The 26,111-nt window shown below is 60.5% G+C and carries 22 protein-coding genes; 10 read left to right on the forward strand and 12 right to left on the reverse strand.

Annotated features, from left to right (window positions below; all coding sequences use genetic code 11):
- Nucleotides 1-47: 47 nt before the first annotated feature.
- Nucleotides 48-806: an SDR family oxidoreductase gene (locus tag HDC30_RS16415; RefSeq protein WP_016773416.1), complete on the reverse strand. Its 759-nt coding sequence runs from the start codon at nucleotides 804-806 to the stop codon at nucleotides 48-50.
- 164 nt (nucleotides 807-970) lie between these two features.
- Between HDC30_RS16415 and HDC30_RS16420 the strand changes: the two genes are divergently transcribed.
- The 4 genes from HDC30_RS16420 (at nucleotide 971) to groL (ending at nucleotide 4,494) form a co-directional block, all read left to right on the forward strand.
- Nucleotides 971-1,702, forward strand: a complete 732-nt coding sequence (locus HDC30_RS16420; protein ID WP_183784014.1) for a HugZ family protein — start codon at nucleotides 971-973, stop codon at nucleotides 1,700-1,702.
- Nucleotides 1,703-1,767: 65 nt separating this feature from the next.
- On the forward strand, nucleotides 1,768-2,244 hold the full coding sequence (locus tag HDC30_RS16425) for an FxsA family protein (protein ID WP_183784016.1): 477 nt from the start codon (nucleotides 1,768-1,770) through the stop codon (nucleotides 2,242-2,244).
- Nucleotides 2,245-2,502: 258 nt separating this feature from the next.
- Nucleotides 2,503-2,796, forward strand: a complete 294-nt coding sequence (locus HDC30_RS16430) for a co-chaperone GroES (protein WP_007916610.1) — start codon at nucleotides 2,503-2,505, stop codon at nucleotides 2,794-2,796.
- Nucleotides 2,797-2,847: 51 nt separating this feature from the next.
- Nucleotides 2,848-4,494: a chaperonin GroEL gene (groL, locus tag HDC30_RS16435; protein WP_007964008.1), complete on the forward strand. Its 1,647-nt coding sequence runs from the start codon at nucleotides 2,848-2,850 to the stop codon at nucleotides 4,492-4,494.
- A gap of 258 nt (nucleotides 4,495-4,752) precedes the next feature.
- Here groL and HDC30_RS16440 read toward each other — a convergent pair whose 3' ends face one another.
- On the reverse strand, nucleotides 4,753-6,702 hold the full coding sequence (locus tag HDC30_RS16440; RefSeq protein ID WP_103367380.1) for an LTA synthase family protein: 1,950 nt from the start codon (nucleotides 6,700-6,702) through the stop codon (nucleotides 4,753-4,755).
- A gap of 203 nt (nucleotides 6,703-6,905) precedes the next feature.
- Here HDC30_RS16440 and HDC30_RS16445 point away from each other — a divergent pair, with 203 nt between their 5' ends.
- From HDC30_RS16445 to HDC30_RS16465, 5 genes are all read left to right on the forward strand, one after another.
- On the forward strand, nucleotides 6,906-7,589 hold the full coding sequence (locus HDC30_RS16445) for a response regulator transcription factor (protein WP_025111688.1): 684 nt from the start codon (nucleotides 6,906-6,908) through the stop codon (nucleotides 7,587-7,589).
- Nucleotides 7,579-8,853: a HAMP domain-containing sensor histidine kinase gene (locus tag HDC30_RS16450; protein ID WP_097086030.1), complete on the forward strand. Its 1,275-nt coding sequence runs from the start codon at nucleotides 7,579-7,581 to the stop codon at nucleotides 8,851-8,853. Before HDC30_RS16445 ends, HDC30_RS16450 begins: the two co-directional genes overlap by 11 nt.
- Before the next feature lie 304 nt (nucleotides 8,854-9,157).
- Nucleotides 9,158-9,826 (forward strand): class I SAM-dependent methyltransferase, encoded by a 669-nt coding sequence (locus tag HDC30_RS16455; protein WP_027612050.1) that lies wholly within the window; start codon nucleotides 9,158-9,160, stop codon nucleotides 9,824-9,826.
- Between the two features lie 4 nt (nucleotides 9,827-9,830).
- Complete coding sequence (locus tag HDC30_RS16460) at nucleotides 9,831-10,544, forward strand: lipopolysaccharide kinase InaA family protein (RefSeq protein WP_096795130.1); 714 nt, start codon at nucleotides 9,831-9,833, stop codon at nucleotides 10,542-10,544.
- Nucleotides 10,545-10,546: 2 nt separating this feature from the next.
- On the forward strand, nucleotides 10,547-10,774 hold the full coding sequence (locus HDC30_RS16465; protein ID WP_025111684.1) for a hypothetical protein: 228 nt from the start codon (nucleotides 10,547-10,549) through the stop codon (nucleotides 10,772-10,774).
- Between the two features lie 182 nt (nucleotides 10,775-10,956).
- Here the strand turns inward: HDC30_RS16465 and HDC30_RS16470 are convergent, their stop codons facing one another.
- The 10 genes from HDC30_RS16470 to HDC30_RS16515 all read right to left on the reverse strand — a co-directional run bounded on the left by HDC30_RS16470 (nucleotide 10,957) and on the right by HDC30_RS16515 (nucleotide 25,109).
- Nucleotides 10,957-13,986, reverse strand: coding sequence for a multidrug efflux RND transporter permease subunit (locus tag HDC30_RS16470; protein WP_183784018.1), 3,030 nt, complete (start codon nucleotides 13,984-13,986; stop codon nucleotides 10,957-10,959).
- Between the two features lie 13 nt (nucleotides 13,987-13,999).
- A complete protein-coding gene (locus tag HDC30_RS16475; protein ID WP_183784020.1) occupies nucleotides 14,000-15,148 on the reverse strand; it encodes an efflux RND transporter periplasmic adaptor subunit in 1,149 nt (382 codons plus the stop codon).
- A gap of 283 nt (nucleotides 15,149-15,431) precedes the next feature.
- Complete coding sequence (locus tag HDC30_RS16480; RefSeq protein WP_183784022.1) at nucleotides 15,432-16,532, reverse strand: DUF1513 domain-containing protein; 1,101 nt, start codon at nucleotides 16,530-16,532, stop codon at nucleotides 15,432-15,434.
- Between the two features lie 14 nt (nucleotides 16,533-16,546).
- The gene (locus tag HDC30_RS16485; RefSeq protein WP_096795126.1) at nucleotides 16,547-17,611 is read right to left on the reverse strand and encodes an imelysin family protein; all 1,065 of its coding nucleotides are present in this window, start codon (nucleotides 17,609-17,611) and stop codon (nucleotides 16,547-16,549) included.
- Between the two features lie 26 nt (nucleotides 17,612-17,637).
- Entirely contained in the window at nucleotides 17,638-19,065 is a 1,428-nt protein-coding gene (locus HDC30_RS16490) for a di-heme oxidoredictase family protein (RefSeq protein WP_183784024.1), read from the reverse strand.
- A gap of 317 nt (nucleotides 19,066-19,382) precedes the next feature.
- Nucleotides 19,383-20,726 (reverse strand): imelysin family protein, encoded by a 1,344-nt coding sequence (locus HDC30_RS16495; RefSeq protein WP_134787216.1) that lies wholly within the window; start codon nucleotides 20,724-20,726, stop codon nucleotides 19,383-19,385.
- 228 nt (nucleotides 20,727-20,954) lie between these two features.
- Nucleotides 20,955-23,006 (reverse strand): bifunctional diguanylate cyclase/phosphodiesterase, encoded by a 2,052-nt coding sequence (locus tag HDC30_RS16500; protein WP_096795124.1) that lies wholly within the window; start codon nucleotides 23,004-23,006, stop codon nucleotides 20,955-20,957.
- A 320-nt stretch (nucleotides 23,007-23,326) separates the two neighbouring features.
- Nucleotides 23,327-23,923, reverse strand: coding sequence for a superoxide dismutase (locus tag HDC30_RS16505; RefSeq protein WP_003227660.1), 597 nt, complete (start codon nucleotides 23,921-23,923; stop codon nucleotides 23,327-23,329).
- A gap of 176 nt (nucleotides 23,924-24,099) precedes the next feature.
- Entirely contained in the window at nucleotides 24,100-24,702 is a 603-nt protein-coding gene (locus HDC30_RS16510) for a LysE/ArgO family amino acid transporter (RefSeq protein ID WP_027612476.1), read from the reverse strand.
- A 5-nt stretch (nucleotides 24,703-24,707) separates the two neighbouring features.
- Nucleotides 24,708-25,109, reverse strand: coding sequence for an ACT domain-containing protein (locus HDC30_RS16515; protein ID WP_027612477.1), 402 nt, complete (start codon nucleotides 25,107-25,109; stop codon nucleotides 24,708-24,710).
- A 96-nt stretch (nucleotides 25,110-25,205) separates the two neighbouring features.
- Between HDC30_RS16515 and HDC30_RS16520 the strand changes: the two genes are divergently transcribed.
- On the forward strand, nucleotides 25,206-26,099 hold the full coding sequence (locus tag HDC30_RS16520) for a LysR family transcriptional regulator ArgP (RefSeq protein WP_183784026.1): 894 nt from the start codon (nucleotides 25,206-25,208) through the stop codon (nucleotides 26,097-26,099).
- Nucleotides 26,100-26,111: the final 12 nt, after the last annotated feature.

Raw genomic sequence — 26,111 nt, forward strand, 5'->3', positions numbered from 1 at the left:
CGCTTTCGCGAGCAGGCTCGCTCCCACATAGGTTTCTGTGTTTGCAGTCAGATCCGCAAGCCGCCATCCATCTCCAGAATCCGCCCGGTGTAGTAGTCGTTCTCGAAGATGTACGCCGCCGAATGGGCGATCTCTTCCGGCTTGCCCATGCGCTTGAGCGGAATCCCCGAGGTCATCTTCTCCAACGCTTCCGGCTTCATGCCCAGAGTCATCTCGGTTTCGATGAAGCCCGGCGCAATGCCTGCCACACGAATACCGTAACGCGCCAGTTCCTTGGCCCAGGTCACAGTGGCTGCGGCCACGCCAGCCTTGGCGGCAGAGTAGTTGGTCTGGCCGACGTTACCGGCACGGGAGATCGAAGAAATATTGATGATGGCGCCGCTGTTCTTCAGCTCGACCATTTTCGCCGCCACTTCACGGGTGCACAGGAACACGCCGGTCAGGTTGACGTCGATGACCGCCTGCCACTGGGCCAGACTCATCTTGGTCATTTCGCCGTCCTTGACCTTGAGCAGCAGGCCGTCACGCAGGATCCCGGCGTTGTTGATCAGGCCATGGATCGCGCCGAAATCTTCGGCAACCTGCGCGACCATGTGCTCAACCTGTTCTTCATTGGCCACGTTGCACAGATAGCTGCGCGCCTCGACGCCCTTGGCCTTGCAGGCTGCCACCGCGTCATCGAGTTTTTCCTGATTGAGGTCGACCAACGCGAGCTTCGCGCCTTTGCCGGCGAAATACTCGGCCATGGAACGGCCCAAACCCTGGCAACCGCCGGTGATAATGATTACTTTGTCGTTGAGTTGCATTCGCATGCCCCGATAGCCGGTCTGAGTGGTTTTTGTTATTGGCGACGCTCGATCCGAATCGATTATGGCCGGATTGCACATGAGCATTGCCCGATGGCGTGACCGGGACTTATCCCCAGGCGCCTGTCCGTTTTTTCGACGGATTCTATTTAAGGAGTCATAAATTGAGCGTTGAAGCGGCCAAGAATGCCCGAGAATTGCTTCTCAAGGAATACCGTGGCGTATTGTCCACCCACTCCAAATCGATGCCCGGTTTCCCGTTTGGCTCGGTGGTGCCGTATTGCCTGGATGAGCAGGGCTGCCCGCTGATCCTGATCAGCCGCATCGCCCAGCACACCCACAACCTGCAGAAAGATCCGAAATGTTCGCTGCTGGTAGGTGAGCGCGAAGCCGACGACGTGCAGGCCGTTGGTCGCCTGACCTATCTGGCCGAAGCGCAGAAGCTCGAAGACCCGGCGGCCATCGAGGCCGCCGCCGAGCGTTATTACCGGTATTTCCCCGACTCGCAGAACTACCACAAGGCCCACGACTTTGATTTCTGGGTGCTCAACCCGGTGCGTCACCGCTACATCGGTGGTTTCGGTGCGATTCACTGGGTCGATCAAGTGACCCTGGCCAACCCGTTTGCCGGCAAGGCGGAAATCAGCATGGTCGAGCACATGAACAGCGATCACGCCAAAGCCATTGCCCACTACGTCGAACTCAGCGGGTTGCCGAAAACCGTACCGGCGCAACTGGCCGGGATCGACAGCGAAGGCATGCACCTGCGCATCGGTCAGGCACTGTATTGGCTGGCGTTTCCAGCGCCTTGTCATACGCCGATACAAGTGCGCGAGGCCTTGGTTTCTCTGGCTCACGCCGAGGTCTGGCCAAAAAATGCGGTGGCTGACGCTTGAATTCACGAAAGGGCGACGTCATCTAAGGCTTACTGCAAGGCATTTCTTGCGTTGAGGAATCTTTGATGCGCCCTTTTTTGTTGCTCTTTCTGCTGTTTCCGGTGCTGGAGCTGTTCGTATTCGTCAAAGTGGCAGGGGCGATCGGGTTTTTCCCGGCCCTGCTGCTGATCATTCTCGGCTCGATGTTCGGTGTGTTCGTACTGCGCGTCGCCGGTCTGGCCACGGCACTGCGTGCCCGTGAAAGCCTGAACCGCGGTGAATTGCCCGCGCAGACCATGCTTGAAGGCCTGATGCTGGCACTGGCCGGTGGCCAGTTGATCCTGCCGGGCTTCGTCAGCGACGTGGTCGGTCTGGTGATGCTGCTGCCGTTTACCCGTCGCCTGCTGGCGAACAAGATGCGCCAGCGCGCCGAAGAACAGGCAATTCGTCAGCGTGCCTTCGCCGACGACCTGCAACCGCGTGGCGGTCCTGCACCGCGCCAGCCTCTGGGCCGCGAGGGTGATGTGATCGAAGGCGAGTTCGAACATCGCGACAGCAAGTAACCCCTGCTTCGACACGGCACCATCGGGTGCCGTTTGTTTATGCGCGGCATTCAAGGGGCAACCGATGAAAAATTTTCTGCCCCCGCCCTTGTAATAAGCTTATGCGCCCTTATGTATCGGTCACCGAAAGGTTTCCGGCATTCAAGCCGGACAGACTTCCGCGGTTCGCTCGACGAACCGCAACCGGCGCAGGCCGGATTCGTTAAACCCGCCGGGACTACACCGGCCGATGAAAACCACAATTAGGAGAGATCGACAATGAAGCTTCGTCCTCTGCATGACCGCGTCGTCATCCGTCGCAGCGAAGAAGAAAAGAAAACCGCTGGCGGTATCGTCCTGCCAGGTTCGGCTGCTGAAAAAGCCAACCACGGTGTGATTCTCGCTGTAGGCCCGGGCAAGGCTCTGGAAAACGGTGAAGTGCGTGCACTGTCCGTGAAGGAAGGCGACAAGGTTGTGTTCGGTCCTTACTCCGGCAGCAACACTGTGAAAGTCGACGGCGAAGACCTGCTGGTAATGAGCGAGAACGAAATCCTCGCTGTTATCGAAGGCTGATACCCCCCGTTCATTTTCCCGTTACTACAAAGTATTTAAGGAATATCGATCATGGCTGCTAAAGAAGTTAAGTTCGGCGATGCCGCTCGCTCCAAGATGCTCAAAGGCGTCAACGTTCTGGCTGACGCGGTAAAAGCGACCCTGGGCCCGAAAGGCCGTAACGTGATTCTCGAGAAGAGCTTCGGCGCTCCGACCATCACCAAGGACGGCGTTTCCGTCGCCAAGGAAATCGAACTCGAAGATCGCTTCGAAAACATGGGCGCGCAGCTGGTCAAAGACGTTGCCTCCCGTGCCAACGATGACGCAGGTGACGGTACTACCACCGCGACCGTTCTGGCTCAGTCGATCGTCAACGAAGGCCTGAAAGCCGTCGCTGCCGGCATGAACCCGATGGACCTGAAGCGCGGTATCGACAAAGCGACCATCGCCATCGTCAAAGAGCTGAAAGCCCTGTCCAAGCCATGCGCTGACACCAAGGCTATCGCTCAGGTAGGTACCATCTCCGCCAACTCCGACAACTCCATCGGCGACATCATTGCCGAAGCCATGGAAAAAGTCGGTAAAGAAGGCGTGATCACCGTTGAAGAAGGCTCGGGCCTGGAAAACGAACTGTCGGTTGTAGAAGGCATGCAGTTCGACCGTGGCTACCTGTCCCCGTACTTCGTCAACAAGCCGGACACCATGGTTGCCGAGCTCGACGGCCCGCTGATCCTGCTGGTCGACAAAAAGATCTCGAACATCCGCGAAATGCTGCCAGTGCTGGAAGCCGTTGCCAAAGCCGGCCGTCCACTGCTGATCGTTGCCGAAGACGTTGAAGGCGAAGCCCTGGCGACTCTGGTCGTGAACAACATGCGTGGCATCGTCAAGGTTGCAGCCGTCAAGGCTCCAGGCTTCGGCGACCGTCGCAAGGCCATGCTGCAGGACATCGCCGTTCTGACCGGCGGTACCGTGATCTCCGAAGAGATCGGTCTGAGCCTGGAAAGCACCACCCTGGAGCACCTGGGTAACGCCAAGCGCGTGACCCTGTCCAAGGAAAACACCATCATCGTTGACGGTGCTGGCGTACAAGGCGACATCGAAGCCCGTATCGCTCAGATCCGTGCCCAGGTTGCCGAAACTTCCTCGGACTACGACCGTGAAAAACTGCAAGAGCGTCTGGCCAAGCTGTCCGGCGGCGTTGCAGTGATCAAGGTTGGCGCTGGTTCCGAAGTTGAAATGAAAGAGAAGAAGGCCCGCGTTGAAGACGCCCTGCACGCAACCCGTGCAGCCGTTGAAGAAGGCGTGGTACCTGGCGGTGGCGTTGCGCTGATCCGTGCTCTGGAAGCCCTGACCGAACTGACCGGCGACAACGCTGACCAGAACGTCGGTATCGCTGTGCTGCGTCGCGCTGTTGAAGCGCCGCTGCGCCAGATCGCTGCCAACTCCGGTGACGAGCCAAGCGTAGTCGTCAACGAAGTGAAGAACGGCAAAGGTAACTTCGGTTACAACGCTGCTTCGGGCGAATACGGCGACATGATCGAAATGGGCATCCTGGACCCAACCAAGGTAACCCGTTCCGCTCTGCAAGCTGCAGCCTCGATCGGCGGTCTGATCCTGACCACCGAAGCAGCTGTTGCTGATGCACCGAAGAAAGAAGGCTCGGCTGGCGGCGGTATGCCAGACATGGGCGGCATGGGTGGCATGGGCGGCATGATGTAAGCCAGCCTTACCCCTGTAACGAAAAAACCCGCCTGCGCTGAGCAGGCGGGGTTTTTTATTGCCCGGACTCCAGGCTTCACACCATCCCCTGTGGGAGCGAGCCTGCTCGCGAAATCAATCACCCCGTCACTACAGCTGTGACGCATGCACAGCATTCGCGAGCAGGCTCGCTCCCACATTGGGATCTGGATTTCCTGTGATAACCGGTTGCGCAAAAAAAAGCCCCGGTGCATCAGCCCGGGGCGTTTCTATTGACGGTTACTGTTCGCTGACCTGGACAGTGCTGTCCTTCGCCGGCTTCCAGCTCAACAACTGCTGTTTGAAGCCATAACTGGCCGCCTGGTAATACGCAATGGCCCGGCTGACCAGCGGATCGTCGCTGCTGACCCGCGACTCGCGGCTTTCGGTCAACGCATCGTCATGCCGACGCAAGCCCTGGCGCGGGCTGAGGATCGCCAGATCCTTGCCATCAAACAGACCCAGGTGCTGGTAGTTGCCGACCACCACGCGCGGTGGCAGCGGGTTGTCCTGCAACAGGTTGCGACCGAAGAACGTCGAGGTGTAATCCAGGTTGAGCAAGCCCAGCAGTGTCGGCGCCAGATCGATCTGACTGGCCAGTTGCGCGCTCTCGCGAGCTTCGATCATTTTCGGCGCGTAGATGAACAGCGGAATCTGATAGTTGCTGATCGGCAAGTCTTCCTTGCCGGCGCTGCCCGCGGTGTGGTCGGCGACGAAGATGAAGATCGTGTTGTCGAACCACGGCTTCTGCCGCGCCTGCTCCAGGAACTGACCAATCGCATAGTCGGTGTACTTCACCGCACCATCACGGCCGTTGCCGGATTTGATGTCGATTCGATTGTCCGGGTAGGTGTAAGGGCGATGGTTGGAGGTGGTCATCAGTTGCAGCAGGAACGGTTGCTGTTTGGCGTAGTCGGCATCCGCCAGTTTCAGGGTCTGACGATACAGATCTTCGTCGGCCATGCCCCAGGCGTTCTTGAAGTGGATCTCGGCTTCATCGACGCTGCTCTGGTCGACGACACGATAGCCGTTGCCGCTGAAGAACGCGTTCATGTTGTCGAAGTAGCCGCGGCCGCCGTAGACGAACACGCTGTCGTAACCCACCGCGCTCAGTTGCTGGCCAAGGCTGGCGAAACCGCTTTCACGGCCGATGCGTTTGACGATCGAGCGGCCCGGCGTCGGCGGGATGGCCAGGGTGATCGCTTCCAGACCGCGATCGGTGCGGGTGCCGGTGGCGTAGAAGTTATTGAAATACAGGCTCTGCTTGCGCAACGCGTCGAGGTTTGGCGTCAGGTTGCGACCGTCGCCATTGCTGCCCAGGTACTTGGCGCTGAGGCTTTCGATGGTCACCAGCACAATGTTTGGCTTGCGCGGGGTGCCCGGGTTGTCGATCACCCGGCGAATGTCCTGTGGATCCTTGCCAATGAAGCGCGCGTCGCTTTCGCTCAGCTCGGCGCGGATCTGGCTGGCGACTTTTTCCGCCGGCAGGCTCTTGTAGAACTGGGTGTAGTCCAGTTCATTGTTACGGAACGCGGCGAAGAACTGATACGGGCCGTTGCTGGCCAGTTCGTTCTGGTAGGCGTTGCCGCCCTGGGCACGCGGGGCGTCCTGGCTGAGCAGTTGCAGGCTGAGGCCCGCAACGATCAACAGGCCCAGGGCACTGAGCAGACGCCCGCGCAACGACGGCAGCGGGGCATTCATGGCAGCATTGAACGGCTTGCCCAAGGCAAAGCTGATCACCACGGCCAGCACGGCGAGGAGGCTCAGCAGCTTGCCGATCGGGTACGACTCGAGGACGTTGTTCAGCACTTCGTCCGAGTACACCAGATAATCGACGGCGATGAAGTTGAATCGCACGCCGAACTCGTCCCAGAACAGCCATTCGGCCACTGCCACGAACAGCATGGCGAACAGGCTGACTGTCAGCAGGGCGCGCAGAAACCCGCGATGTCCACGACGCCGCCACAGGCCCGGCGGGCAGAGCAGCAGGTACAAGCCCATCGGCAATGCCGCATAGGCAAGGAAACCCAGGTCGTACAGCGCGCCGATGCCGAACACCGACAGGGCGAAGCCGCCGGCCTCATCCAGGTGAGTCAGCAGCAGTACCGCTCGAGTCAGAAGAAAGATGACCAGCCAGGCGCCGGTGATGAGCAGCAGAAAGCGCACGGGCGCGGTCTTGAGAAGGTCCATTGTCTAGTTTTCCTTATATCAATGGCGCGCGAGTTTCGCGGCGTCACTGTAGTCAGGTTGTGAATCGATAGTGAAAACTTTGTTAAACATTTAATTTGCCAGGGCAAATTGATTTGCACGCCTGTCGGCCCTAGCCCTGAACCGGCGTTGGCCTTAAGCTGCGCGGGCCATGACGGCCGTCACTGTGTACGGAGGAGATGCCAATGCGAATTCTATTGGTCGAAGACAACCGCGATATCCTAGCCAACCTGGCCGATTACCTGGGACTCAAAGGCTATACCGTCGATTGTGCCCAGGACGGCTTGTCGGGCCTGCATCTGGCTGCCACCGAGCATTACGACCTGATCGTGCTCGATATCATGCTGCCGGGGATCGACGGCTATACCCTGTGCAAGCGCCTGCGTGAAGATGCCCGGCGCGATACGCCGGTGATCATGCTCACCGCCCGCGATCAACTCGACGACCGGCTGCAGGGCTTCAAGTCCGGGGCCGACGATTATCTGGTCAAACCGTTTGCCCTGTCCGAGCTGGCGGCGCGGGTCGAGGCGGTGATGCGCCGGACTCAGGGTGGCGGACGCCGTGCGCTGCAGGTGGGTGACCTGACCTACGATCTCGACACGCTGGAAGTGACCCGCGAGGGCAAGCTGCTCAAGCTCAACCCGGTCGGCCTCAAGCTGCTGGCAGTCTTGATGCAGAAGAGTCCGCATGTCCTGCGCCGGGAAATTCTCGAAGAAGCGCTGTGGGGCGATGACTGCCCGGACAGCGACAGCCTGCGCAGCCACGTCCACCAATTGCGTCAGGTGATCGACAAGCCATTTGCCAAGCCGTTGCTGCAAACCGTGCACGGCGTGGGTTACCGCTTGGCCGAGGGGCGTGATGGAGTTTAAGCAAAGCCTTTCCCAGCGGATCATCATCGCCTTTGCGCTGATGAGTGCGCTGGTGGCCGGGGCCTTCGCCATGGGCATCGTGGCGACCGTGCACCTGGTGGAGGAGAAACTGATTTCGGCGGGGCTGGGCGGCGACCTGCAGCGTCTGCTGCTGATGGACAACGTATCGGACTGGAGCCATCGCCCGGAACCGGACCAGTTGTTCTATTTCAGCGGCGGACCGGGTGATTTCGAGCTGCCCAAGGATCTGCGTCACCTCGATGCGGGGTTCCACGAAGTGTTCCGCGAGCAGCTGTCGTATCACGCGATGGTCGAGATCGTCGACGGTCGGCGCTACGTGCTGCTGCAGGATCAAAGCGATTTCGAAGAACGCGAGCGCGTGCTGTTCGCCGTGGTGCTGGTGGGCTTTGTGCTAAGTCTGGCGCTGGCGGTATTTCTCGGCTGGGTGCTGGCGCGCAAGGTCATGGCGCCGGTGGTGCGCCTGGCACGGCAAGTACGGCATCGCGATCAGTTGCTCGGTCTGGCGCCGCCACTGGCGCCGGACTATGCGGCTGACGAAGTCGGCGAGCTGGCGGTGGCGTTCGATGCCACGCTGGGGCGCCTGCGTCAGGCACTGACTCGGGAGCGGCTGTTCACCAGTGACGTCAGCCACGAGCTGCGCACACCGTTAATGGTGCTGGCGAGTTCCTGTGAACTGCTGCTGGAAAATCCGGGGCTGGATCAACGCGGTCGTGCCCAGGTCGAGCGCATCGCCCGCGCCAGCGAAGAAATGCGTGAACTGGTGCAGACCTTCCTGATGCTCGCCCGCGCCCAGCGTGAAGACGCCGGTTCGGCGCCGCAGCAGAACATCAGTCAGGTGGCCGATGGCTTGTTGAGTATCTGGCGTGAACCGATCGAATCGAAAGGGCTGCAGCTGATGTTCGAGCCGGGCAATCCGCCGGACACTCGCTTCAACGCGACTCTGCTCAGCGCGGTCATGGGCAATTTGTTGCGCAACGCCTGCCACTACACCGAGCAGGGCTTCATCCGCCTGACGCTCAACGACAATGGATTCGTCGTCGAAGATTCGGGCGTCGGCATTCCCGAGGAAAAACGCGAGGCCATGTTCCAGCCCTTCGTGCGCGGCAATGAGAAGCGCGGCGAAGGCCTGGGTCTGGGTTTGTCGCTGGTGCAGCGGATCTGTGAAAACCAGGGCTGGGAGGTGACGTTGAGCACCATGCAGCCCAATGGCTGCCGCTTTGAGGTGACGCTGGGGCAGCGATGAACCCCAAACCCAAGCGGCCGCGCCCTGAGTGCTGGTATTTGATGACGCCTTCGCGAGCAGGCTCGCTCCCACAGATATCTGCGGTACAAAGGTGGGAGCGAGCCTGCTCGCGAAGGGGATTGAACGGCAGTATTGAATCATCAGTGGCCGCCGGATTCAGCTGATGGCCCCGCGCTATTGCTTTCTCCCTGTAAAACCCTGTAATAGTTTGCCGGTTTACCTGACGTAATTTTCACAAAGGGACGACCTGACGCTGACATGCCACTACCTATGGTAGGGGCATCAGTTATTCAGGAGTCCTGAAATGAGCAGTCCGATCAAGCTCGATTTTTCCGAAAAGTATGATGACCAGCATGCACAAAAATATTTGCGCAAGCACCAGGACGGTTTAGGTCGTCGGTTGTCACATTGGCGGGACGAGCAGCTGGCCCGCAAGGCACTGACGCTGGCGGGCGAGCCGGGGCTGGTTCTGGATCTGCCGTGTGGTGCAGGGCGTTTCTGGCCGTTGCTGGCGGAAAAACCCAATCGGGTGATCATTGGCGCGGACAATTCCGAGTCTATGATCAAGACCGCGATGCAGGCGCAACCGGCTGATGTGGTGAAACGGGTACAACCTTTGCACACGTCTGCGTTCGACATTGCCTTACCTGATAACGCCGTCGACAGCATTTTCTGCATGCGTTTGCTGCATCACATCGGTGAAGCCGAACATCGGCGGACGATTTTGCGCGAATTCGAGCGTGTCACCCGTGACAGCGTAATCATTTCGTTGTGGGTGGACGGTAATTTCAAGGCCTGGAAACGCAAACGCGCTGAACAGCGCCGTGGGCAGGAAGGTTACCAAAACCGGTTTGTGTTACCGGCTGTGACAGTAGAAAAAGAGTTCGAAGACGCAGGTTTTCGCATTCAGGAACAACTGGACTTCATTCCGCTGTATGCCATGTGGCGGGTTTACGTATTACGCAAGAGGTAACAGGATGGCGGTGCAAATAGCAGCAGAAACGGAAGTCGCTCCCCAGGATCGCTTCGACTACTACTGGAACCAGCGCGGTGAATGGGTGGAAGAACCCAACGTGCGCCGTGGTGGGGAAAGTGGTGTGCAACGAGTCGTGGGCCGTGACGGCCAGTTGCTGTATGCCAAGCGCCAGACCGGACATATCTATCGCAGTTGGCTGCATCCCTTCGGCCGGCCGACAGTCTTGCGAGAGCTGGATGCCCTGACCGGTGTCAGCCGCCTCGGCGTACGCGTCCCGCAAATCGTCTTCTGCGGTGCACAGCCCGATCCGCAACACAAGTGGCGTGCGCTGCTGGTGACCAAGTCGCTGGACGGTTTCGACGAACTCGAGAAGTGGGAAGCCGCCGGCGGCCGTGCCCAATATGGCGAAGCCGTTTACGAGCGCGTCCTCAAAGACCTGGCCGAAAACCTCGCGCGCATGCACAAGGGCCGTTGGCAGCACAGCTGCATCTATATCAAACACGTTTTTGTACGGGTGACCGGCGAAGGTGATTCGGCCCAGGTCGAAGTGGCATTGATCGATCTGGAGAAATGCCGTCAGCGTCTGACCGCTTATCGCGCGGCCTCCCATGACATGAAGCAATTGCGTCGCCATTCGTCGTTCAGCGACACGGACTGGAAAAAACTCGTCTACTTTTATGAGACGGCGTTTGGCAGCGCTATCAAAGGTTTATAGCGATGAAACTCGAAATTGCACGAGGTTTGTTTTTGGTTGGAGCCTTGGCAGTTGCTTCATTGGCGGTGGCGGCCTGGGAGCAGCCCCGCATGCAGGTGATCGGTGCTACCACAGGCGATGCTCACTGCGCAGTACCACGGGTGGCGAAAGCCTCCGTGGCGACTAAACCTGACCATGATCTGTTGTTGTTCATGTTCGGACTTTCTCAAGGGATGAGGCCACAGAGTTGAACCGATTGAAGCCAAAATGAAAGGCCTCGCAGATGCGAGGCCTTTTTTATGGATCAATGAAAATCCCCTGTAGGAGCTGCCGCAGGCTGCGATCTTTTGATCTTGTTTTTTTGTAACCCAAGATCAAAAGATCGCAGCCTGCGGCAGCTCCTACAGGGACAGAGATAGGGACAGGGATAGGGTCATGTTTTGGCATCCGGTTTCGCCAGCAGGGTATAGATGCACGGCAGCACAAACAGCGTGAACAACGTGCCGATCGACATCCCCGTGGCAATCACGGTGCCGATGTCAAACCGGCTCACGGCGCCCGCACCGGTCGCCAGAATCAACGGCACCATGCCGAACACCATCGCCGCCGTGGTCATCAACACCGGGCGCAAGCGGATTGCCGCCGCTTCCTCGACCGCTTCGCGCGCGGTCAGGCCCTTGTCCTTGCGCAGCTGGTTGGCGAACTCGACGATCAGGATCCCGTGCTTGCTGATCAGCCCGATCAGGGTCACCAGTCCGACTTGGGTGTAGATGTTCATGCTCGACCAGCCAAGGAACAGCGGAATCAACGCACCACAGATCGACAGCGGCACCGTCACCAGAATCACCAGCGGATCACGGAAACTCTCGAACTGCGCCGCCAGCACCAGGAAAATGATCGCCAGCGCCAGGGCGAAGGTTACCCACAGAGCGCTGCCTTCCTGCACGTACTGGCGCGAGGCGCCGCCATAGTCGAAGGCAAACCCGGCTGGCGCTTCCTCCCGGGCGATCTGCAGCACGGTGTCGATGGCCTCGCCCATGCTGACCAGCGGGAATCCGGAAATCTTCGCCGCGTTGAGTTGCTGGAACTGGTTGAGCTGGCGCGGTCGCGCCCGGTCGCTGACCTTGATCAGGGTCGACAGCGGCAGCAGCTCGCCTTGGGTGTTCTTCACGTAGTAGTTGTTCAGCCAGCCGGGGTTTTCGCGGTACGGTCGCTCGACCTGGGCAATCACCTTGTAACTGCGGCCTTCGATGGTGAAACGGTTGATTTCCGCCTCACCCAGCAGCGTCGCCAGGGTGCCGCCCAGATCCTGCATCGACACGCCCATCTGCGCGGCTTTGGCACGGTCGATATCGACCACCACTTCCGGCTTGTCGAACGCCAGATCGAGGTCGACGAAGGCGAACTTGCCCGACTCCATCGCACGTTTCTTGATCCGGTCGGCCACTTGCAGCAGCAATTCGTAGTCGTTGGCGGTATTGACCACGAATTCGAACGGCAAACCTTCACCGGTGCCGGGCAAGGAGGGCAGGTTGAAACCGAAAATCTGCAGGCCGGGGATACTCGCCAGTTTGCCTTGCACCTCGGGCAGGATCTGCATCTGCGTGCGGCTGCGCTCGTTCCACGGCTTGAGCAGGAAGCCACCGATGCCCGCCTGCACGCCGTTGTAGCCGTTGATCTGGAACGAGGAGTAGTACTCCGGAAACTCCTTGAAGATCTTGATGAATTCGTCGGTGTAAGTGCTCAGGTAATCGAGGTTGGTCGGCTGGGGGGCCGTGGCCATCATGAAGATGATGCCCTGATCCTCGTCCGGCGCCAGTTCCGACTTGGTGAACTTGAGAAACACCGGGATCAGGCACAGCACGATCACTGCGAACACCAACACCACCGGCCGCGTATTCAGCGTGCCATGGAGCAGGCTCTGGTAACGGCGTTTGAGGCCGTCGAAGATGCGGTCGAGGCGGTGCGCCAGACCACTGGGGTTTTCTTCGTGGCGCAACAGCAGGGCGCACATCATCGGCGACAGGGTCAGGGCAACGATCCCGGAGATCACCACGGCGCCGGCCAGAGTCAGGGCGAACTCCTTGAACAAGGCCCCGGTCAGACCGGTGAGGAAACCGATCGGCGCATACACCGCCGCCAGGGTGATGGTCATCGACACCACCGGCATGGCGATTTCCCGCGCACCTTCCAGTGCGGCCTCCAGCGGCGTCTTGCCTTCCTCGATGTGTCGGTGAATGTTCTCCACCACCACAATCGCGTCATCTACCACCAGACCGATGGCCAGCACCATCGCCAGCAGGGTCAGGAGGTTGATCGAGTAGCCCATCATCTGCATGAAGAACATCACGCCGATCATCGACAGCGGGATGGTCACCACCGGGATCACCACCGAGCGCAACGCGCCGAGGAACAGGAACACCACCACGATCACGATCAGCACCGCTTCAAACAGGGTTTTCACCACTTCGTCGATCGAGGCCTGAATGAACTGGGTGGCGTCGTAGGCAATCTCGCTCTTGAGGTTGGGCGGCAACTGCGCTTCCAGCTCCGGCATCAGCTTGCGTACTTCCTTGATCACGTCCAGCGGGTTGGCCCCGGGCGTGGCCTTGATGCCGATGTACACCGACGGCGTGCCACCGAACGAACTGATCGAATCGTAGTTTTCCGCGCCCATCTCGACCCGCGCGACATCGCTGAGCAGCACGCGGCTGTCGCCACTGACCTTGAGCGGGATCGCAGCGAAGGCTTCAGCGGATTTCAGTTCGGTGTTGGCGTTGATGCTGGTGACCACGTACTCGCCCTTCACCTCGCCGGCGGCGGAGAGGAAGTTGTACTGGCGCACCGCGTTGGTCACGTCGCTGGCGCTGAGGCCGAAACCGGCGAGCTTCACCGGGTCGAGCCACAGGCGCATGGCGAATACCTGATTACCGAGAATCTCCGCCTCGGCCATGCCCGGCAGGGTCGCCAGTTTCGGCTGGATCACCCGCGACAGGTAGTCGGTGATCTGCGGGTTGCTCAAGTCCTTGCTGAAGAAACTGATGTACATCAGCGCCGAGGCGTCGGCCGATTCCTTGCTCAGTACCGGGTCTTCGGCGTCCTGCGGCAGTTTGTTCTTGACCTCGTTGGCTTTGGCCAGCAGTTCGGTGAACAAACGGTCGGTGTTGGAACCGATGCGCGCGTAGATCGAGATCACCGAGAAGTTCTGCCGGCTGACCGAGGTCATGTAGTCGATGCCTTCGGCGCTCGCCAGGCTCTGCTGCATCGGTTGAGTGATGTAGCCCTGAATGGTCTCGGCGTTGGCCCCGGGGTAGGCGGTGGTCACCGTGATCAGGGCGTTTTCCATTTGCGGGTATTGGCGCAGCGGCAGCTTGCTCCAGGCCTGGAAACCCAGCAGCACAATCAGCAGGCTGACCACGGTGGCGAGCACCGGACGGCGGATGAACGGATCGGTAAAAGCCATGGGGATTCCTTGATCAGTCGGCGCGAGGCGGACTGTTCTGCTCGCCGAGGGTCTTGTCGTCGCTGATGGCAATGTGTGCGCCGTTGTCCAGTTTGATCTGGCCGGCAGTCACCACTTGTTCGCCGCTCTGTACGCCCTTGTTGATCATCACCAGGCCATCGCGGCGCTCACCGGTCTCGATGAAGCGGCGTTCGGCGATCAGTACCGGTTGGCCCTTGTCGTCTTTTTCGACGCTGCCGTCCTCGGCCTTTTTCTGCCCGACCACGTACAGCGAGTTGCCGTAGAGGGTGTAGGTGATCGCGCTTTCCGGGACCACGATGTGTTTCTGCGGGTCGGGCAGCAACACGTTGAGGCTGGCGAACATCCCCGGCAGCAATTTGCCGTCGGGGTTGGCCAGGGTCGCGCGCACCAGAATATTGCGCGTGGTGCTCTCGACAATCGGGTTGATCGCGCTGATGGCGCCGGGGAAGTTCTGCCCGGGATAGGCCGCGACACCGATCTGCACCGGTTGCCCGATGGCCAGTTTTGGCACCGATTGCTCGGGCACATAGAAGTCGGTGTAGAGGCTGCTCAGATCCTGCAGGGTGGCGATTTTGCTGCCGCTGGCGAGGTAGTCGCCGACATCCACCTGACGGATGCCGATGGTGCCGCTGAATGGCGCAAGGATGCGTTTTTTCGCCAGCGAAGCGTTGAGCTGATGGACCGTGGCCTTGTTCTTTTGCAATACGGCGGAGAGACGGTCGTACTCGCCTTTGGAGATCGCGCGGCTGTCGACCAGTTGGCTGCCACGGCCGAAGTCCAGTTGTGCCAGTCCCAAGTCAGCCTTGGCGGTTTCCAGCAGGGCGGTCTCGACCGCGCTGTCGAGTTGCAGCAGCGGTTGCCCGGCCTTGACCTTCTGTCCGGATTCGAATTTGAGTTCGGTGACGGTGCCGGCGACTTCCAGACTCAGCTCGACGCCTTGCAAGGCTTTCAGCGAGCCGACGGTGGGCAAACGCATCTGCCACGGCTGTTCGCTGGCGCGGGCCACGGCGACGCTGATCGGCGGTTTTGGTTTGGAGAAGCCCTGGATCATGGTGTAGATCGAAAAGGCTTTGTACCCGCCCAATACCAGGACGACCAGCAAGACAACACCCAACATGATCAGCATGCGGCGACGCAGCATATTTCCAGTTCCTTGGATAAATCAGGTGAGACAGGCGGGCACATTACTCCGAGTCAGGTGGGGATTCCAACTGGCAGTTATTACAGGGGAGGACGGAGTGAGGAAGTCTAAACACTGAACCTGTGGTGAGGGGATTCATCCCCGATGGGTGGCGAAGCCGCCCCAAAACCTGAAACCGCGGTCTGTCAATTGAACCGTGTGCGATGGTTTTGCGACTGCTGCGCAGCCGATCGGGAATAAATCCCCTCGCCACAGGTTATGAGTCGTACTCAGAACAGGTGGGTTATGCGATCAAATGCAGATGGTTATCCCAGAGCCCCGCCGGCAATTCCAGCGGTTTGGCCAGCAGCTCATCCTGGCGGCAATCGTAGTAGCGGCAACGGCCCTGACCCGAGGTCACGACGAAACCGTCCTGCACCGCACCAACACCGGCGCAATCGGGCAGCGGCGCGTCGAGGCGCACTTCGCCGCTGTCCAGGTCCCAGATGAAGAAGCGATTGCCGCGCGGCGCGGTCAGCGCCACTAGCCGCAGTTCGCTGTGCACTGCGACGCTGGCGGTGTAATGACCCATCGACTGCAACTGATGCTCTGGCACCGGGAATGCCACGAAGGGCTGGCCCGGACGCTTGATCGCCAACAGCTCGGAGCGCTCATGCGAGGCGCCCATGAATTGCTGGCCGGCAACGATGGTGCCGTCGCTGGCGATGCCCAGATGACGCACGCTGTTCATCTGCTGGGCAAGGGTTTCCTTGCTCAGCAGGGTGCCGTCGCGCTGCATCAGCACCAGGCTCGGTTCCATGGCGTTGAGGTTCATGTCGACGCGGCTTTCGGCCTCGGTGCGGATCCCGCCGTTGGCCACCACCAGGGTTTCGCCATCGGGCATCCACGACACCTGATGCGGGCCGAGGCCATGGGTGGAAATCTCGCCGCTGTGCACCAGCCGCTCGCCTTCGAACTTGTACACCCCGAGCAGGCCACGCCCCGGATCAGTGGTGTCGTTCTCGGTGGCGTACAGGTATTCGCCGTCCTTGTGCACCACGGCGTGACCGTAGAAATGCCGGTTCGGCTGCGAAGTCACGGTTTGCAGCAAGGTCCCGTCGCGCAGATTGATCAGGTAGCTCTCGGTGCCCGGGCGGCGGGCGACGAACAGCGCGATCGGCAGCGTCGGGTGGTTGATGATGTCGTGGCAGCGCTGGCCGACCTCGGTGGCGAACACCCGCGTACCGTCCAGCCGATAACCGACGGCGTAATGCTTGCCGTCGGTGTCGTCGCGCGCCGAGAGCAACAGCGGGCTCTGATCCTTGCGCTTGAACAGCGTCCAGCCGCCCAGTGTCACTGCTCCCAGCAGCAAACTACCTAAAGTCAGAGCCTGGCGTCGCAGCATGGCACTTGCCCTCATCAGTCACCGTCGTTGGCGTTGAAGCCCAGTTGGATGCCCAGCGCCTTGGCCAGTTCGCCTTCGTGCAGGCGATGGACGACGTTGAGGCTGTCGTAGAGATCGTTGAGTTGTTGACGACCGGCGTCGTCCTGGAGCATTTCGGTCAGCGAGCGCTGGCTGCTGTCGAACAGTTTCAGCGACGCGGCGTAGGCAGCGTCGATCTTGTCCGCCAACGGTTTCTGCTCGGCCGGCAACAGACCGCGCAGGCCTTTGTTATCGACGCCTTCCCAGACGGTTTTGGCTGCAGCGAGGCTGGCTTCCAGCGCGGTCAGCGACGACTGGCTGCGCCACGCATCGGCCTGGAACGGTTGCGGCACGCCTTTGCTCTGACGGCCCATCGGCGTACCGAGTTTTTTCTTCAGGGTGTCGAGGGCGGTGACCTGCACACGCAGCAGATCGGCGATCGCTTCGTGGGAGTCGGCGTAGCGCTGGTTGGGGAACTTGCTCATTTGCGCGAGCATGCCGTCGGTGTTGTTCCAGCTCTGCAGAATCTCTTCGGCCAGTTGCTTCTGGCGCTCGCCGATGGCGATCAACAGTGGGCAGTATTTGGCTTTCTGCTCGGCGTTGGCGACGTCCGGTTTTTCATCGAACAGGATGTATTCGTAAGCCGACAGGCCCTGCACCACCACGCTGGATTTGGCCAGTGCGGCGGCGTCGATCTGCGGTTGCGCGACCACCAGTTGCTCGACCTGACGGCCAACGAGGTTCTTCTTGTCCGGCCAGAACTGCACCTGCCACGAACGGTTGCCCTCGGCCAACGGCCCGATCAGCAACGGTTGCAGCTCGGCCCAGGCTTTCTGCGCGTGCAGGAAGTCGGCGCGGGCGGTTTCCAGGGTTTCCTTGCCCTGGCAGTAGGCGAGGGCGCTGACCGCCAGTTGCTTGTCGGCTTCGACCCAACGGGTGTAAGTCGGCAGGATCACCGATTTGGCGATGGCCGCCGACGTGACTGCTTGCGGGTCCTGCGGCGAGCAGGCGCCGAGGGCGAGTGCGGCAAGGCTGGTGAACAACAACTTGGGACGGAACATGTCGGGCTCCCGATTCTTTTAAGTGTTTAAAGTGAGTTCAAGAACGCCAGCAGCGCAGCACGCTGCTCGGCGTTGAAAGACAAAACCTGTTGCTGCGCCTGCTGCGCTTCGCCGCCATGCCAGAGCACGGCTTCGAGCAGGTTGCGGGCGCGGCCGTCATGCAAGAACTGGGTGTGACCACTGACTGCCTGCGTCAGGCCAATGCCCCACAACGGCGGGGTGCGCCAGTCGCGGCCGGAGGCCTGGAATTCAGTGCGGTTGTCGGCCAGACCGTCGCCCATGTCGTGCAGCAGCAGATCGCTGTACGGGCGAATCACTTGATTGGCCAGTTCAGGTTCGGCGACGTTGGCGGCGGTGGTGTATTTCGGCGTGTGGCAGGACTGGCAGCCAGCCTGGAAGAACAGGTTCTTGCCGGCCAGCACTTGTTCGTCGTTGACGCCGCGACGTGCCGGCACTGCGAGGTTGCGTGTGTAGAACAGCACCAGACGCAGGATGTTGTCGCTGACTTCCGGCTCGCCGCCCGGGCCATTGCCGTTCGGCGCCTGTTTGCACGCGGTTTGCGCGTCGGTGCAGTCATCGAAGGGTCTCAGGCTGGTGGTCAGGCCCATGTCTCCGGAAAACGCGTGGACATTCTGCTGATTGAGATTCGGTTGCCCGGCTTTCCAGCCAAAACGGCCGGCCACGGTTTTCTGTAACTCATCGTCCCAGACCCGATTTACGCGACCCTTAATGCCGTTGTTCTCTTTGGCCTGTGCGGCGGCGTTGGCGAGGATCGCTTCCTCCGGGATCGCTTCGAGCAGGCCGAGGCCGATCATCGGCGGTGCGACGCGGGCCGAGAAACGCGTGTCCGGATGCATCGGGCCGTAGCCCAACTGGGTGAATTGCAGAACCGGTTTGCGCAGCTCCACTTCGGTGCCGTCCTTGAAACGAATCGGCACCGGGGTGTACTCGACGCGCACCTTGCCTTCCGGGGTGACCCCGGGCACGGCCATGTCCTGGAACTGGCCGCCGTAGACCGGCTCGGGCACCACGCCGACTTGCTCGATGACTTTGGCATAGGCCGGTGAATCAGGGATCGACAGACGCACCAGCATCGACACCGCGTTCGCCGCATCCGGCGTTGGCGGATGTCCGCGACCGTCCTTGATGTGGCAGTTCTGGCAGGCGTTGGTATTGAACAACGGGCCGAGGCCATCGCGGGCGGTGGTGGTTGAAGGGGCGATCACCCACGGACTGCGGAAGAAGCTGTTGCCGACGCTGAAGTCGACCCGGCGCGACGGCGGCAGATTGGCCGAAGGTAGCGAGAACGCATTCTGATCGGTCTTGCGCACAGTCGCCGCCCCGCCCGAACGCGCTTCACCCGGCTCAGCCTTGGTAAAACGCGGGGCGTCATCGCAGGCACTCAGGCCCAGGGCCAGAAACAGTGCGGACAAGCGAAGCGGCAGCGAGGGCATCAGACATCCTGCGGACGGGCGAAAACAAAGGCGCAAAGTCTAACAGGGCGAGTGAGTTTGAATAAGAGGAATTATCGTTTGCTTGATATGGCGCAAGCCTTGAAACTCATGCAAACCCTGTGGGAGCGAGCCTGCTCGCGAAAGCGGTGTCCGCCGCGCTGACGATGTTGCGCCAGATGACGCCTTCGCGAGCAGGCTCGCTCCCACAGGATTTGGTGGTGTACCTGATATCGAACACACCATGGAGCAGGGTTTTGTGTACGGCAGGCATGAAAAAGGCGACCCGCAGGTCGCCTTTTTCAGTCGAACGCGCGTGATCAGAATTCGTGATCAGCGTTGTCCGGGTTCAGGTCGCTGATGCCCAGCTTGCCGGCGGCGGCTTCGATCGAGCCGGTCTGCTTGACCAGTGCGGCGATGGCGTCACGCACGATCTGGTTGCCGGCGGTGTTGCCCGCAGCGATCAACTGGTCGTAGTGCTCACCCTTGTTGGCGTGATCGACCATGACCTGGATTTTAGCTTCGGTCGCGGCCAGATCGGCTTTCAGCGCGGTGTCGGCAGCCGGGTCGGCCTTGGCCACCAGCGACGACAGGCTGGCACCGGTCATTTTGGTGCCGTCGGTGCGGGTGTACTCGCCCAGGTACACGTTACGAATGCCTTTGGCATCGTAGAAGTGCGAGTTGTGGGTGTTGTCGCTGAAGCAATCCTGTTCGTCTTCCGGGGAGTTGGCTTCCAGGGAAACCTTCATGCGCTCGCCCGCCAGTTCGCCCAGGGACAGACTGCCCATGCCGAAGAGCATTTTGCGCAGGCCGCTTTCAGCCGGCTCGGCTTCCAGAGTGGCGCGGTAGTTGTCAGCCACGTTCGGCTTCCAGTTGCCGACCATTTCTTCCAGGTCGCTGACCAGCAGTTGGGTCACGGCTTTGAGGTAGGCACGGCGACGATCATTGTGACCACCGGTGGCGCCAGCGCCTTCCAGGTAGTCCGACGCCGGACGGTTGCCGGCGCCCGGGCCGGTGCCGTTCAGATCCTGGCCCCAGAGCAGGAATTCGATGGCGTGGTAGCCGGTGGCGACGTTGGCTTCGGAACCGCCCAGCTCGTTGAGGCTGGCAAGTTTTTCCGGGGTGATGTCTTTCACATCGACCTTGTCTTCGCCGACCTGCACTTCAGTGTTGGCGATGATGTTGGCGGTGGCGCCCGGGTTGCCCAGCGCGTGCTCGTAGGATTTGTCGACGTAGTCGATCAGGCCTTCGTCCAGCGGCCAGGCGTTCACCTGACCTTCCCAGTCGTCGATGATGGTGTTGCCGAAGCGGAACACTTCGCTCTGCAGGTAAGGCACGCGCGCAGCGACCCAGGCAGCCTTGGCGGCTTTCAGGGTGTCGGCGTTCGGCTTGGCGAGGAACGCGTCGACCGCGGTTTGCAGGGTTTTCGCAGTGGATTCGGCATCGCTGTAGACGGCGAAGACCATGTCGGCGTAGTGCGCGACCACAGCCTTGGCGGCGGCTTCATCGACTTTACCGGCAGCGGCAGGTGCTGGAGCGGCGGCGGTGCTGGCGGCCGGCGTCGGCGCGGCCGGGGCGGCAGCCTTGTCTTTGCCTTCGCCGCAACCGGCGAGGGAAATAGCGATGGCCAGCAGACTGGCGGTAGCCAGAGGCATACGAATCATGGCGAACATCCTGCTTCGGTAATGGAATGGACAGGGCGCGGGGGTGCGCAAAGCTGCGACATAATGCAAATCTTTCGCATTATGTGTAAAGGGCTGTGGCTGGAAATATTTCTTGTTTACGCCGGTGTGATGGCGCAGATCAAAAGATCGCAGCCTCGTTTCATTCGACAGCTCCTACAGGGGAATGCGATCCCTGTAGGAGCTGCCGCAGGCTGCGATCTTTTGACTTTATAAAATAGCCGCGTTGCTGCGTTGGGCTTGCTTGAGGTAGGCCGTCAGCTCCCGGGCAGGCAGCGGCTTGCTGTAGTGGTAGCCCTGACCTTCGTGGCAGCCTTCGGAGATGATGTAGGACTCTTGCTCGGCGGTTTCAACGCCTTCGGCAATCACCTGCATGCCCAGGCTCTTGCCCAACTGGATGATCGCGCGAACGATGGTCGCATCATCGTCGTCATCCAGCAGATCCTGGACGAAGCTCTTGTCGATCTTGATCTTGTCCAGCGGCAGGCTTTTCAGGTAACTCAGCGATGAGTAGCCGGTGCCGAAGTCGTCGATGGCGATCAGCGCCCCGGAACGACGCAGACTCAGCAGATGCTGGGCGGCGGTGCTGATGTCTTCCATCAGGCCGGTTTCGGTGACTTCCAGCTCCAGGCTGCGCGGCGGCAGGCGGTAGATCTGCAGCAGGTTGTTGACCACCCGCGGCAACTCGGCGTGGTGCAGTTGCACGGTGGACAGGTTGACCGCCATGCGCAGATCGACAAAGCCCTGATCGTGCCATTCGCGCAATTGCTTGCAGGCCTGATCCAGCACCCACTCGCCGATGGCGATGATCGTGCCGTTCTGTTCGGCCAGCGGAATGAACAGGTCCGGCGGCACCAGACCGTGTTCCGGATGCTGCCAGCGAATCAGCGCTTCGACCCCGACCACGCGGTGATCGCGGTAGCTGATCTGCGGCTGATAGACGAGGTAGAACTGGTCGCGAATCAGTGCGTCGCGCAGGTCTTTTTCCAGCTCGCGACGGCGACGCATCTCGCTGTCGACACTGGCGATGTAGAACTGATAGCGGTTGCGCGAGCGGGTCTTGGCCAGCGTCATGGTCTGCTCGGCCTTCTGCAACAGCTTCTCGGTGCTGTCGCCGTCCTCGGGGAACAGGGTGATGCCGATGGTCGCGCGCAGGCGGATTTCCTGATGGTCGAGGGCGAACGCCGCTTCCAGATCATCGAGGATGCTCTGCGCCAGCTCTGCCGCTTCGTAAGGCTGTTCGATATCGGCCTGCACCAGCGCGAACTGGTCGCCACCCAGACGGGCGAGGGCGCCGAGGCGACCGCTGTGGGCGCGCAGGCGGTCGGCCAGCGCCAGCAGCAACTGGTCGCCGGTCTGGTAGCTGAACTGCTCGTTGATTCCTTTGAAATCATCCAGCCCCACACACAACACCGCGACCCGGCGTTGCAGCTTGCCGGCGTCGACCAGAATCTTGTCCAGTTGCTGCTGCAATTGCTGGCGGTTCGGCAGGCCGGTGAGGAAGTCGTACTGGGCCATGCGCAACAGGCTGTTTTCCGCTTCGTGGCGCAGGTGCGTGTTGCGTTCTATCGATTCGAGCAACTGGTTGGCGGTGTTGATCCAGATGCCGAGTTCATTTTTTTCGTGACCCTTGAGCTGCGGAATCTTGTGCTCGCTGGGGCGATCGGGATTGATTTCGGTCAGATGCTCGATGATCCGCGACAACGGCTTGGTCAGCAGCCAGTGATAGACCAGGTACAGCACCAGGCCCATGGCCAGGGCGCGCAGTACGCCGGAAATGAAAATGATCACCGAACTGACGATGAAACTCTCGCCATAGGTGGCGGTGTCGAGGGTGATGCTCAGGTCGCCGTAATACTCGCTGTAGGGACCGCGACCGACCAATTGAGTGGTGAAGGTGCGTTCCTGACCGAGAATCAGGTCAGTCAGCCAGCGGCTGTTGGAGTGCTGCAGCTCACGGGACTTTTGCGCGAGCATCGCTTCGTTGGGATGGCCGATGGAAGCCTGGCGCACCGCGTCGTCCTGAAACAGGCCTTCGATCACCTGCATGCCCATTTCCCGGTCCAGGCTGTAGACCGCCTGAGTCGAGGGATCACGGAACATGTCGAGGATGCGCTGAGCGTCGCCGGCCACCGCCTGGCGGGTTTTATAGGCATCGAAAACAATCTGGGCGCAGCTCAAGACCACGCCGACGATCAATGCCGAAAGGAGCACGACCCGGAGCAACTTCACCGACAAGCTGTTCTTGAGTTCCAGCTTCAAAGGGTTATTCCTTGTTCCGTGCGGGTAGCGTCAAGTTGCCATGAGTATTGGCAATCCCGTGTTGGCAGTCAAAGGGACAATCAAGCCTCGGAACATTTGCCCGTGGCCTTGGCCGAAATACTGCTGTCTGGAGTCTCAGCTCTATTTGTACTGTGTCGGTAGTTTCGGCCCTCAACTTGAGCAGTCTGGAACAAATTTTCGCTGATTTGATGGTAGCCCGCTGTGCTGCACCGGCAAGTGGCCGGAGCCAGCGTTCATCGTGAAAAAAAGCAGGCATAAAAAAACCCGGCCGTAGCCGGGTTTTTTATCTGGCGCGCAGCTTAAGCGGTGAAGGTTTTGCCTTCGAACTGCTCAGCGACGAACTTCCAGTTGACCAGGTTCCAGAACGCTTCAACGTACTTCGGACGCAGGTTGCGGTAGTCGATGTAGTAAGCGTGTTCCCAGACGTCGCAGGTCAGTAGCGGGGTGTCGCCGCTGGTCAGCGGGTTGCCGGCGCCGATGGTGCTGGCCAGAGCCAGGGAACCGTCAGCCTTTTTCACCAGCCAGCCCCAGCCGGAACCGAAGGTGCCGATCGAGGTTTTGCTGAACTCTTCCTTGAACTTGTCGAACGAACCGAAGGCTGCGTTGATCGCTTCAGCCAGTGCGCCGGTTGGTTGACCGCCGGCGTTTGGCGCCAGGCAGTTCCAGTAGAAAGTGTGGTTCCAGACCTGAGCGGCGTTGTTGAAGATGCCGCCCGAGGAAGTCTTGACGATCTCTTCCAGGGTCTTGCCTTCGAACTCGGTGCCTGGCACCAGGTTGTTCAGGTTCACGACATAGGTGTTGTGGTGCTTGTCGTGGTGAAATTCCAGGGTTTCCTTGGAAATGTGCGGCTGCAGGGCATCGTGTGCGTAAGGCAGCGGCGGCAATTCGAAAGCCATGATGATTCTCCTAATCAGGTCTGTTGCGGTGAGCGCAAGGCCGATCACGGGCGGCCAGAAATGCACCGACGAGTTTTTACTCTTTGCGGCGCAGGGTTCGGATCATAGCACCGGGGTCAAGGCTTAACCACGCAACAACTGTGTGGGATAGAGGTTCCAGAGCCTTTTGGAATAAATCAGTTGGCGATAATCAATTGGCCCGCCACCGTGAACATCATCACTGCCACCAGAAGATCAAGAATCCGCCAGGTACTCGGTCGAGCCAGCCATGGTGCAAGCCACGCGGCACCTAGCGCCAAGGTGAAAAACCACAGCAGCGACGCACTCGCGGCGCCCACGACATAAGCGCCCGGCACCGACTGCTGCGCCCCCAGCGAGCCGATCAGCAACACCGTGTCCAGATAAACGTGCGGATTGAGCAGCGTCACCGCCAGCGCGCTGAGCATCACCGCGCGCAACGAGCGTACGGTGTGGTTTTCACCCTGATCCAGACTCTGTTTCGAGAACGCCCTTCGCAGCGCCTGGCTGCCATACCAGATCAGAAAGACCGCGCCGCCCCAGCGTGCCACCGCGAGCAATGTCGGGTTCTGCGCCAACACGGTGGCCAAGCCAAACACCCCGGCCGCCACCAGCAGCGCATCGCACGCCACACACAGCGCCGCCACCGGCAGATGATGTTCGCGGCGCAGACTCTGCGCCAGCACAAAAGCGTTCTGGGTGCCGATCGCCATGATCAGCCCCAAGGCCACCAGCAGGCCGTTCACATAGCTTTGCCACATAAAATTTACTCCGCGTTGGCTGCGAGATCGCGCAGCACGTGCATGGCACGCTCGGCGTCGGCCTGACCGACAAACAAATGGTCGTGGTAATAACCGGCGATCACGTTGCAACTGATTCCGGCCTTGCCCAGCGCACTGGCGAACGCGGCGGTCAGGCCAACGGCTTCGAGCGCCGAATGCACATTGAGGGTGATCCACGCCGCCACATAATCAAAAGCGAACCCGGCACGTTCAGCCTGGGAGCGCTCCAGAATCACGGTCAGGCCTTCCTGCTCGCGGAAACTGCCGACAATCTCCACACCGCTCGGCAACTGGCCGTCACGCAAGGTGCAGAACACGTATTCGCCGGCATTGAGCTGCGGGCTCATGCTGCGCAGCAAGGTCGTGAGTGAGGTTTCGCCAGCCATTGCCGTGTTCCTTGATAAAGAGTGCTTGCTGGCTATTCTCCGGTCGAAAGCGGTATAAGAAAAACCAATAGTGCTGATCGCTCATTAGGAAAACTGATGTTCGACTACAAATTGCTTTCCGCTCTGGCCGCCGTGGTCGAGCAGGCTGGATTCGAGCGCGCCGCGCAGGTGCTGGGCTTGTCGCAATCGGCGATCTCCCAGCGGATCAAACTGCTGGAAGCGCGGGTCGGCCAACCGGTGCTGGTACGCGGCACGCCGCCATCGCCGACCGAGATTGGCCGGCGGCTGCTCAACCATGTGCAGCAGGTGCGCCTGCTCGAACGTGACTTGCAGACCCTGGTGCCAGCGCTCGACGAAGAAGGCCTGCCGGAGCGTCTGCGCATCGCCCTCAACGCCGACAGCCTCGCCACCTGGTGGGCCGAGGCCGTGGGCGATTTCTGCGCCGAGCAGCATTTATTGCTGGATCTGGTGGTGGAGGATCAGACCGTCGGCCTCAAGCGCATGCGTGCCGGGGAAGTGGCGGCGTGTGTCTGTGCCAGCGAGCGCCCGGTGGCCGGTGCGCGCAGCGTGTTGCTCGGGGCGATGCGCTATCGGGCGCTGGCCAGTCCGGCGTTTATCGAGCGGCATTTCCCCGACGGGGTGCGCGCCGAGCAGTTGCCGCGTACCCCGGCGCTGGTGTTCGGCCCGGACGATTTTCTCCAGCATCGCTACCTCGCATCGCTCGGTGTCGATGGTGGTTTCGAGCATCATTTGTGCCCGTCCTCCGAAGGTTTTGTGCGTCTGACCGAAGCCGGGTTTGGTTGGGGCCTGGTGCCGGAACTGCAAGTGCGTGATCAGCTGCAACGCGGCGTATTGCGCGAACTGTTGCCAGATAAACCGATCGATGTGCCGTTGTACTGGCATCATTGGCGCAATGGCGGTCAGTTGCTGGCCTTGCTGACCGAGCAATTGCTACGTTCTTCACCGCGCTGGCTGGTGCCCTTGAGCTGATGGTCAGCGTCA

It is taken from the genome of Pseudomonas sp. JAI115 (assembly GCF_014200835.1).
GTDB classification, from domain to species: domain Bacteria; phylum Pseudomonadota; class Gammaproteobacteria; order Pseudomonadales; family Pseudomonadaceae; genus Aquipseudomonas; species Aquipseudomonas putida_A.